9 protein-coding genes and 1 pseudogene are annotated in these 9109 nt (G+C 63.9%); 9 read left to right on the forward strand and 1 reads right to left on the reverse strand.

The window, feature by feature from the left end; translation table 11 throughout:
- Positions 1-8: 8 nt before the first annotated feature.
- From ACMLHZ_RS06070 to ACMLHZ_RS06090, 5 genes are all read left to right on the forward strand, one after another.
- A complete protein-coding gene (locus ACMLHZ_RS06070; protein WP_418666874.1) occupies positions 9-1547 on the forward strand; it encodes an acyl-CoA carboxylase subunit beta in 1539 nt (512 codons plus the stop codon).
- 16 nt (positions 1548-1563) lie between these two features.
- The gene (locus ACMLHZ_RS06075) at positions 1564-1947 is read left to right on the forward strand and encodes an OadG family protein (protein WP_418666875.1); all 384 of its coding nucleotides are present in this window, start codon (positions 1564-1566) and stop codon (positions 1945-1947) included.
- 28 nt (positions 1948-1975) lie between these two features.
- The gene (locus ACMLHZ_RS06080; protein WP_418666876.1) at positions 1976-2383 is read left to right on the forward strand and encodes an acetyl-CoA carboxylase biotin carboxyl carrier protein subunit; all 408 of its coding nucleotides are present in this window, start codon (positions 1976-1978) and stop codon (positions 2381-2383) included.
- A gap of 114 nt (positions 2384-2497) precedes the next feature.
- Entirely contained in the window at positions 2498-3592 is a 1095-nt protein-coding gene (locus ACMLHZ_RS06085) for a sodium ion-translocating decarboxylase subunit beta (RefSeq protein WP_177562784.1), read from the forward strand.
- 253 nt (positions 3593-3845) lie between these two features.
- Entirely contained in the window at positions 3846-4592 is a 747-nt protein-coding gene (locus tag ACMLHZ_RS06090) for a DeoR/GlpR family DNA-binding transcription regulator (protein WP_418666877.1), read from the forward strand.
- 69 nt (positions 4593-4661) lie between these two features.
- Here the strand turns inward: ACMLHZ_RS06090 and ACMLHZ_RS06095 are convergent, their stop codons facing one another.
- Positions 4662-5414, reverse strand: coding sequence for a PIG-L deacetylase family protein (locus ACMLHZ_RS06095; RefSeq protein WP_418666878.1), 753 nt, complete (start codon positions 5412-5414; stop codon positions 4662-4664).
- Positions 5415-5734: 320 nt separating this feature from the next.
- Between ACMLHZ_RS06095 and ACMLHZ_RS06100 the strand changes: the two genes are divergently transcribed.
- The 4 genes and pseudogenes from ACMLHZ_RS06100 to ACMLHZ_RS06115 form a co-directional block, all read left to right on the forward strand.
- Positions 5735-6835: a tripartite tricarboxylate transporter substrate binding protein gene (locus ACMLHZ_RS06100; protein WP_418666879.1), complete on the forward strand. Its 1101-nt coding sequence runs from the start codon at positions 5735-5737 to the stop codon at positions 6833-6835.
- 18 nt (positions 6836-6853) lie between these two features.
- The gene (locus tag ACMLHZ_RS06105; RefSeq protein ID WP_418666880.1) at positions 6854-7324 is read left to right on the forward strand and encodes a tripartite tricarboxylate transporter TctB family protein; all 471 of its coding nucleotides are present in this window, start codon (positions 6854-6856) and stop codon (positions 7322-7324) included.
- 22 nt (positions 7325-7346) lie between these two features.
- Positions 7347-8858, forward strand: coding sequence for a tripartite tricarboxylate transporter permease (locus ACMLHZ_RS06110; protein WP_418666881.1), 1512 nt, complete (start codon positions 7347-7349; stop codon positions 8856-8858).
- 66 nt (positions 8859-8924) lie between these two features.
- Positions 8925-9109, forward strand: a pseudogene (locus ACMLHZ_RS06115) (dihydroxy-acid dehydratase); the annotation flags it as partial.

Below are 9109 nucleotides of genomic sequence, written 5' to 3' on the forward strand. Positions count from 1 at the left end.
GAACTGCCATGAAAACCATCCAAGAGCTGCGCGAGGCAAAACAGGCCATCGCCGCGGGCGGCGGCCGGGAACGCATCGACGCGCAGCATCAAAAGAACAAGCTTACAGCCCGCGAGCGGCTGGAGCGGCTGTTCGACGAGGGCACCTTTGTGGAAACGGGTATGTTTCGGGCCCACCGCTGCACCGATTTTGGAATGGCGGGAGCCGCGGCTCCCGCCGACGGGGTGGTGACCGGCTACGGCCGGGTGGCCGGCCGGCTGGTGTACGCCTACGCACAGGATTTTACTGTGCGGGGCGGGAGCCTGGGCGAGGTGCACGCGGAAAAGATCGTGAAGGTGCAGGACGCGGCGCTGCAGAACGGCGCGCCCATTGTGGGGCTGATGGATTCGGGCGGGGCCCGCATCCAGGAGGGCATCCACTCGCTGAACGGCTTTGGCAAGATTTTTTACCGCAACACCATCGCCTCGGGCGTGGTGCCCCAGATCAGCGCGATCATGGGGCCCTGCGCGGGCGGCGCGGTGTACAGCCCCGCCATCACCGATTTTGTGCTGATGGTGGAGGGCACCGGAAACATGTTCATCACCGGGCCGGACGTGATCCGCTCGGTGACCGGCGAGCAGGTGAGCGCCGAGGAGCTGGGCGGCGCGGCGGTGCACGCGGCCACCAGCGGGGTGGCCCACCTGCGGGCCTCCTCGGACGGGGAATGCCTGGCGCAGATCCGCACGCTTTTGGGATACCTGCCCTCCAACAACGCGGAGGAGGTGCCCCTCGGCGCCCCCTGCCAGCCCAACCGGCTGGCCCCGGAGCTGGATTCCATCGTGCCCGACAGCCCCCGCAAGAGCTACGACATGCGCCAGGTCATTCAGGCACTGGCCGACGAGGACAGCTTTTTTGAGCTGCAGCCGGACTTTGCCCGCAACATTCTGACCGGGTACTGCCGGCTGAACGGGCGCACGGTGGGCGTGGTGGCAAACCAGCCCAAGGTGGGCGCGGGCTGCCTGGATGTGGACGCCAGCGACAAGGCGGCCCGGTTCATCCGCCGGTGCGACAGCTTCAACACCCCGCTTTTGACCCTGGTGGACGTGCCCGGCTTTTTGCCCGGCACCGCGCAGGAGCATGCGGGCATCATCCGGCACGGGGCGAAAATGCTGTACGCCTACAGCGAGGCCACGGTGCCCAAGGTGACGGTGATCACCCGCAAGGCCTACGGCGGCGCTTACATCGGCATGTGCTGCGGCGCGCTGGGCGCGGACGCGGTGTTTGCCTGGCCCACCGCTGAGATCGCGGTGATGGGCGCCGAGGGGGCGGCCAACATCGTGTTCAAAAAAGAGATCCAGGCCGCCGCCGACCCGGCGGAAAAACGCAGGGAAAAGGTGCGGGAATACGAGGAGAAGTTCTCCGGCCCGGATTTTGCAGCCAAAAACGGCTATGTGGACGACATCATCGAGCCTTGCGAAACGCGGCTGCGGGTGATCAACGCCATTGAGGCAAACCTGGGCAAGCGCCAGGCGCTGCCCGCCAAAAAGCACGGCAATATCCCGCTGTGATAAGGGAGGGAAGGCCATGATTGAACGCTTGAAGGACGCTGCGGCCCTGGCGCAGATGGGGCCGGGCGAAAAACTGCTGGGCGCATTGCAGGTTGCCGCCCTGGGCATGGGCGTCACCTTTGTGGTGCTGCTGGCGCTGATGGGGTGCATCCGCCTGTGCTCGCGGCTTGCGGCGGACAGGCGCGGCGCGGCGCCGGCCCCCGCTGCGCCCGGCGGCCCGCCCGACGAACGGGACGAAGGACTGGATGAGGAAGCGGTGGCCGTGCTTTGCAGCGCCATCGCAATGATGCGTGGGGGCAGCGATTTTCGGATTGTGAACATCGCCCCGGCCCCAGCGCCCGAGCACTGGGTGGCCCAGGGCCGCGCCGAAGGGCTTGCCGCCCACCGGCCCCAGCGCTGAACACAAACAAGAAAAGGTGTGAAACGACATGAAACGATATTACGCCAAGGTAAACGGCCGGGAATATGAGGTGGAGATCGAGGAGCTGGCGGCAGGCGCCGCGGCCCCCTGCCCCACCCCGGCCGCTGTGCCTTCCCCGGCTGCTGCGCCTTCCCCGGCTGCTGCGCCTTCCCTGGCTGCCGCGCCGGTCCCGGCTGCTGCGCCTGCCGCACAGGCACCCGCCGCCGCTGGGCTGATCGCAAGCCCCATGCCCGGCCAGGTGCTGCGGGTGCTGGCAAAGCCGGGCCAGGCCGTAAAGCGGGGCCAGGTGCTGCTGGTGCTGGAGGCCATGAAGATGGAAAACGAGATCATGGCCCCGGCGGACGGCACGGTGAGCCAGGTATATGCGGCTGAGGGCGCGGCGGTGAACACCGGCGACCCCCTGATTGCCCTGTAACCCGCGCCCGCGACGAAAGGAGGGCCCGACCCCGTGGATTCCTTACTTGCATTTTTCAGGACCACCGGCCTGTATGAGATCTTCACCGGCTTTGCCCGGTTGGGCGAGCTGAGCATGGACACCCTGGGAGGCAGCGGCCTGGGCAGCCTGATTATGGTGGCCATTGCCTGCGGGCTGCTGTACCTGGGCATCGGCAAAAAGTTTGAGCCCCTGCTCATGGTGCCCATCGCCTTCGGCATGCTGCTCTCGAACCTGCCGCTCTCGGCGATCTTTGCCTCGGAGGGCGATGTGGGCCTGCTGTATTACTTTTACACCCTGTGCCGCTGGGGCATTCTGCCGCCCCTCATCTTTATGGGCGTGGGCGCAATGACCGACTTCGGCCCCCTGATCGCAAACCCCAAGAGCCTTTTGCTGGGCGCGGCGGCGCAGCTTGGGATTTTTGCCACCTTCATCGGCGCGATCCTGCTGGGCTTCACCGCGCAGGAGGCGGGGTCCATCGGCATCATTGGCGGGGCGGACGGCCCCACCTCGATTTTGGTGACCAGCCTGCTGGCTCCCCACCGCCTGGCAGCGGTGGCCGTGGCGGCCTACAGTTACATGGCCCTGGTGCCGGTGATCCAGCCTCCCATCATGCGGGCGCTCACCACCAAAAAGGAGCGCTGCATCGAGATGAAGCAGCTGCGCCCGGTGAGCAGAAAAGAGCGCATCGTCTTCCCCATCCTGGTCACCATCGTGGTGGCGCTGTTCGTGCCGGACGCGATCCCGCTGGTGGGCATGCTGATGCTGGGCAACCTGTTCCGGGAGAGCGGGCTCACAAACCGCCTGAGCGACACGGCCCAGAATAACCTGTGCAACATCGTGACCATCCTGCTGGGCACCGCGGTGGGCGCCTCGGCCACCGCCGAGAACTTTTTGCGGCCCGAAACCCTCATGATTATGCTTTTGGGGGTGGTGGCGTTCAGCTTCGGCACCGCGGGCGGCGTGCTGCTGGCCAAGTTCATGAACCTGTTTTTAAAGGAAAAGATCAATCCCCTGATCGGCTCCGCAGGCGTTTCCGCCGTTCCCATGGCGGCCCGGGTGAGCCAGAAGGAGGGCCAGCGGGCGAACCCCGCAAACTTTTTGCTGATGCACGCCATGGGGCCCAACGTGGCCGGCGTGATCGGCAGCGCGGTAGCGGCCGGCGTGCTGCTGAGCCTGTTCCGCGTGTGAATTCTGCAAAAAGCGCAGCGCCCGGCGGCGGCCTTCCACAGGGGCCGGCCAAAGGGCAGCGCTTTTGGCCCGGGCGCGGCGCAGCGCCCGGGTGTATGCCTCCTTTTTCTCTCTCCATAGGGCACAGGCCGGCCGGGTTTGGCCGGCCTGTGCCTTTTTGTGAAAAGGTTGTGGGGTTTTGGCTTGCAACCGGCCAAAATTCATGGTACATTGTAGTAGAATCAGACCAAATTTTAGCAAAGGATGAGTGAATATGCGGCTGTATCGGATGCAGGAATTAAAGGATTATATCCAGCAGCACGAAAAAGCCTCCATCGACGAGCTGTGCCAGGCCATGAGGGTGTCCAAAAGCACCCTGCGGCGCGACCTGGACCTGCTGGCCGGCGAGGGCTGGATTGAAAAGGTGTATGGCGGGGTGAAGTACCGCGACTCCTCCCAGCTGATCCCCTACGAGAACCGGGGCGTGCTGAACGCCGAGGCCAAGCGCGCCATCGGCCGGCGCGCCGGGGAGCTGGTGGAGGAGGGCGACGTGCTGTTTTTGGATTCCGGCACCACCACGCCCTACATGCTAGAATCGCTGAGCGGCAAGCACGTGACCGTGCTGACCCACAGCATTTCGGTCATCAATGCTGCCGGCGCGCTGCCGGACGTGGCGCTGTTTGCCCTGCCCGGCCTTTACTACCCCAAGACCAAATCCTTCCGCTGCATGGACACCGTGGCTTTTCTGCGCAAGTACAACATCACCAAGGCGTTTATGGCGGCCTCGGGCTTTTCCCGCAGCGGGGTGACCAACAGCGCCACCTGGGAATACGACATCAAGCAGTATGCGGCCCACAACGCGCAGAAGGTCTACCTGTGCATCGATTCGGCCAAGTTCGGCGTGACCCGCATGATGACCTACTGCGAGGCCGAACAGCTGACCGGCATTGTGTGCGAGGCCGCCCCCGGCGAAGAGTGGCTGGAGTATCTGGAGGAAAAAGGTGTGGAGCTGATCCTGTAAAGGAGCGATATCGCAAAAAGCTCGCTCCCGGCTATAGCCGGGGGCGAGCTTTTTGCTGCAAAGGGGCGCTCAGCCCCACTGGGTGGCGGGCGGCAGTGAGCCCACAAAGGGGGTGTAGCGGAGAAAGCCCTCGGCATAGCGCACCGTGCCGCGGCCCCGCAGCCAGTTGGTGGCCTGCTCGCCCCGCCGCTCACCGCAGCGGCGGTAATAATCGACCAGGTGGGGCTGGGCCTCGAATTTTGCCACCGCCGCCAGCTTTTGGCCGAACACGCCGGTGACGTCCACATAGGTGTCGATCTTGAAGCCGTTGAACTCTGAATGGGGCAGCGAGGATTCGAACAGAAAAACATCCGGCACAAAGTGGGCCGGGGTGGCGGGCAGCGCGCCCAGCATGGCGGCGCCACTCACCGCCCGGATGACGGCGCTGCTGGTGACCTCGTGATCCACGTTCAGCGGATCGGAGAAAAAATGGGTCAGGATCACATCTGGCCGAAGCTCCAGGATGCGGCGGGTCAGATCCCGAAGCTGCCGGGCTGAGAGGACCAGCGGGTAATCGTTGTAGTCGAAAAACTCAATGCTCACCCCCATCAGCCGCGCTGCGGCCAGGGCTTCCCGCCGCCGGCATTCCTTACAGGCCTCCACCGGGCCGGCGGGGTTGGCCGCCCAGTACTCGCCCGATTCGCCCCGCTCCCCATAGGTGAGAGCGAATACCGTTACCTCGGCTCCCTGTTCCAGATACCGCAGGATGGTGCCCCCCGCCCGGGTGCACCAGTCGGCCGCGTGGGCGCTTACCACCAGAATGCGCTTTACTGGCTTTTGCACGAAAACAAACCTCCTTTACATGTCTGACTTGTTTTGGGTAAAAATGAACGTGTTGTGCGCGACATTGTGTTCGAATGAACATATTTTAACTCGTTTCATACAATTTTTCAAGAGAAAATCAAAATATTGTCTAAAAATGATTGACAAGTCTGTTCAAAATAGTATAATCTAAACTACAGATAAGACGATGTCTTGCGAAATGGTCGGATGAGTTTGATCGCGAGGAAAGGAGGGAGACGAAAAAACCGAGCCAAAAAGGCGCGGTGGGGCGCACCCGGCGCGCGGAGAAGCCAGAGTATACGGAAAAGGAGACTGAAACGATGAAACACAGCGTGAAAAAAATAGTGACAGGCGCGCTTGCGGCAGTGCTGGTGATGGGCGCCGCAGGCTGCGCGGGCACGGGGACAGGTCAGGAATGGCCCACAAAGCCGGTGACGGTGGTGGTGGGATATGCGGCGGGCGGCGGTTCGGACCTGATCGCCCGCAAGCTAGCCGAGGGGATGGCGGAGGAGCTGGGTCAGCCCTTCAACATCCTGAATGTGTCCGGCGGATCGGCCTCGATCGCGGGGCAGCAGGTGTGCGACGCGCCGGCAGACGGGTATACCATGCTGGCGGGGCCCATGAACGTGGCTTCCCCCTGGCGGGTGTGCAATTACATCGATGCGGGCTGGGAGGATTTTTACAGCCTGATCGGCGCGAACTCCTGGTATGCCATCCTGGTGTCGAAGAACTCGCAGTTTAAAACTTACCAGGACCTGATCGCTTACGGCAAGGAAAACCCCGGCAAGCTGAAATGGGGCCACAGCGGCTACGGTTCCATGAATCAGGTGTCGGGCGACCTGATGCTGGACATCGTGGGGGTGGAGGCGGTGAGCGTGCCCTACGGCGGCGGCAGCGAGGCGGCCACCAAGGTGATCGCCGGCGAGAACGACTTCACTTGGCTGCCCCTGAACGACGCGGCGGATTTTATCAATTCCGGCGACCTTGTGGCCCTTTGCGTGACCAGCGCCGAGGACAGGACCATCGCCACCATCGGCGGCGAGTATACGGCGCCCACGATGCTGAAGGACTACCCGGAGTGCGAGAAGCTGGATGGCATCCTGGGATGGGGACTACACGTGCCCCGGGGGACCGACGAGGCGGCGATGAAAAGGATCGTGGAGGCGTTTGAAAAGACCGCGAACAGCGCCGAGTACGCCGAGTACTGCAAGAGCATCAATGTGACCCCGGCCTGTGTGGTGGGCGAGGCGGCCGACCGGCAGGCGGCGTTCATGGAATCTTTTATTGCCTGGGGCCTGTACGATATGGACATGGCGGCCGAGGGTGTGACTCCCGAGGACTTTGAGATTCCCACAGTGCAGGATTTTGCCTGGCCGCCCAACGAGAGGGCATCGGGCGCGAAGGCCTGGCCCGCGGGCTGAAAACAGGGAGGAATTTGCGTGAAAAAGGAATGCGGCTGGAAAAAATGCTCCGAGGGCGCGGTGGTGCTGGCCCTCGGGGTTGCGTGCCTGCTGCTGGCACTCGGCGTGCCGGACAACCCCATCCGGCAGCCGAACCCAGTGCTGGATTTTGTGACACAGGCCCGCTTTTTGCCCCTGATGGGCGCGCTGGTCATCACCGCGCTGGGCGCGGCGATGACCGCAAAGCAGCTGGGCGGCGCTTTGGCGACGGCACACATCCCCGGGGAGGAGCTGACACGGGCAGGAGTGCTGGTGGGGCTTACCGCGGCCTACGCGGCGCTGGTGCTGAACCTGGGGTTTGTGCTGCCCACGGCCGGCTACTTGGCGGCGTGCCTGTTTTATCTGAACCGGGGGGCGCGCCGATGGTACACCCTGGTGCTGTTCACCGCGATCTTCACGGGGGTGGCTACCCTGCTGGTGCCCCGCCTGCTGAACATCGCCCTGCCCTGACCGGCGGAAAGGAGCGAAAGCAATGAGCGTGCTGCTGAGCGAATGGTCGCATCTTCCCGCGGCCATGGGGGAATTCTTTTCGGACCCGGTCATGATCCTGCTGCTGCTGGGCGGACTGGTGTACGGCTATTTTATCGGGGTGGTGCCGGGGCTCGGCACCACCATGGGCATGGCCCTGTGCCTGGGGCTCATCTTTAAAATGCCCCCGAACCACGGCCTTGCGCTGTTGATCGGGGTGCTGGTGTCGTCGCTGGCGGCGGGGGGCATCACCGCCTGCCTGGCCAACATCCCCGGCACGGCCGCGGCCGCCGCCACCTGCCTGGACGGCTACCCCCTCACCCTGCAGGGCAAGGGCCGCGAGGCGGTGGGTTACAGCTATGTATCCAGCATCATCGGCACGGTCCTGGCGGCGCTGTTTATCTTTTTGGTGCAGCCCTTTGTGACCACCATCGCGCTGATGTTCGGTGACTGGGAGGTGTTTTTGTTCTGTGTGTTCGGACTGGTGGTGTGCGGCTCGCTGACCGGCAGCAGCCCGGTACGGGGCTGGGTGGCGGCGATCGCCGGCATCATGATCGCCTGCTGCGGCGCCGAGAGCGTGCAGTCGGTGGTGCGTTACAACTTTGGCGTACCCGAGCTGCTGGGGGGCGTGGATTCGACCGTGGTGCTAATCGGGCTGTTCGGCCTGAGCGAGGTGTTTTACTGCCTTAAAAGCAAAAAGCCCCTGAGAATCGAGGGCAAAGCCTGCTGGCCTAAGGTGGACCTGAAGACCTTTGTAAAAAATAAGTGGAACATCCTGCGCTCCGCGATGGCAGGGATCTGGGTGGGGTTCATCCCGGGCGTGGGCGAGGTGGCGGCCTGCTGGTTTTCCTACGACATCGCCAAGCGGGCCTCGAAGCACAAGGAGAAGTTCGGGAAGGGGGCCGCGGAGGGGGTCATTGCCGCCGAGACGGCCAACAACGCCTCCACCCTGGGGGCGCTGATCCCGGCGCTGGCACTGGGCGTGCCGGGCAGCGGCAGCGCGGCGCTATTTCTCTCGGCGCTGTTCATGATCGGCTACCGGCCGGGCCCCACACTGCTGATCACCTCGCCGGGGTTTTTGAGCAATCTGGTATTCCTGTTCATCATGGGGGCCTTGGCCATGCTGGTGGTGGGATTCGTGCTCTCGCGGTTTTCCATCGGCTTTTTGTCCATTCCCCGGGAGCTGCTGATGCCCTTCATCGCGGTGTTCTGTTTGGTGGGGGCCTACGGCACCACCTTTACCCTGTTCAGCGTGGCCGTGGCCGTATTCTTTGGGGTGCTGGGCTTTGTTATGAAGCTGTACGGCTACCCCATCGCCCCCATGGTGCTGGGCATTCTGGTGGGGGACATCATGGACCTGAACCTGCGCCGGGCGGTGATGCAGTATGCCGACCACCCGCTGGGCCTGTTTGCCCGGCCGCTGGGCATCGCCATCCTGGCGCTGCTGGCGGTGGTGATGTTTTTTGAGGTGCGCAGGGCGCGCCGCAAAAAGCGGGAGGAGCCGGCCGGCACGTGAACGGCCGGTGCAAGAAAGCCGGCGCGCTTGCGAAGCACGCCGGACACGGGGCGAAGGAGCTTTTTTATGAAATACAGAAGCAGCAAATTGCGGGATCGGGGCCTGACCGAGGCGCTTCTCAAGGCCACCGGCATGATCGAGGAGGAGTTTGACCGGCCGCTGATCCTGGTCATGAACTCGTGGAACGAGCTGCACCCGGGGCACATGCACCTGCGGGCGATCGCGGACGCGGTGAAGGCGGGCGTGCGGCT

It is taken from the genome of Allofournierella sp., assembly GCF_048388525.1.
GTDB lineage: Bacteria > Bacillota > Clostridia > Oscillospirales > Ruminococcaceae > BQOK01.

What these genes read in the sequence shown, in the direction of transcription:
- ACMLHZ_RS06070 (WP_418666874.1), top strand. Translation starts at nt 9, where the DNA reads ATGAAAACCATCCAAGAGCTGCGCGAGGCAAAACAGGCCATCGCCGCG.
- ACMLHZ_RS06075 (WP_418666875.1), top strand. Translation starts at nt 1,564, where the DNA reads ATGATTGAACGCTTGAAGGACGCTGCGGCCCTGGCGCAGATGGGGCCG.
- ACMLHZ_RS06080 (WP_418666876.1), top strand. Translation starts at nt 1,976, where the DNA reads ATGAAACGATATTACGCCAAGGTAAACGGCCGGGAATATGAGGTGGAG.
- ACMLHZ_RS06085 (WP_177562784.1), top strand. Translation starts at nt 2,498, where the DNA reads ATGGACACCCTGGGAGGCAGCGGCCTGGGCAGCCTGATTATGGTGGCC.
- ACMLHZ_RS06090 (WP_418666877.1), top strand. Translation starts at nt 3,846, where the DNA reads ATGCGGCTGTATCGGATGCAGGAATTAAAGGATTATATCCAGCAGCAC.
- ACMLHZ_RS06100 (WP_418666879.1), top strand. Translation starts at nt 5,735, where the DNA reads ATGAAACACAGCGTGAAAAAAATAGTGACAGGCGCGCTTGCGGCAGTG.
- ACMLHZ_RS06110 (WP_418666881.1), top strand. Translation starts at nt 7,347, where the DNA reads ATGAGCGTGCTGCTGAGCGAATGGTCGCATCTTCCCGCGGCCATGGGG.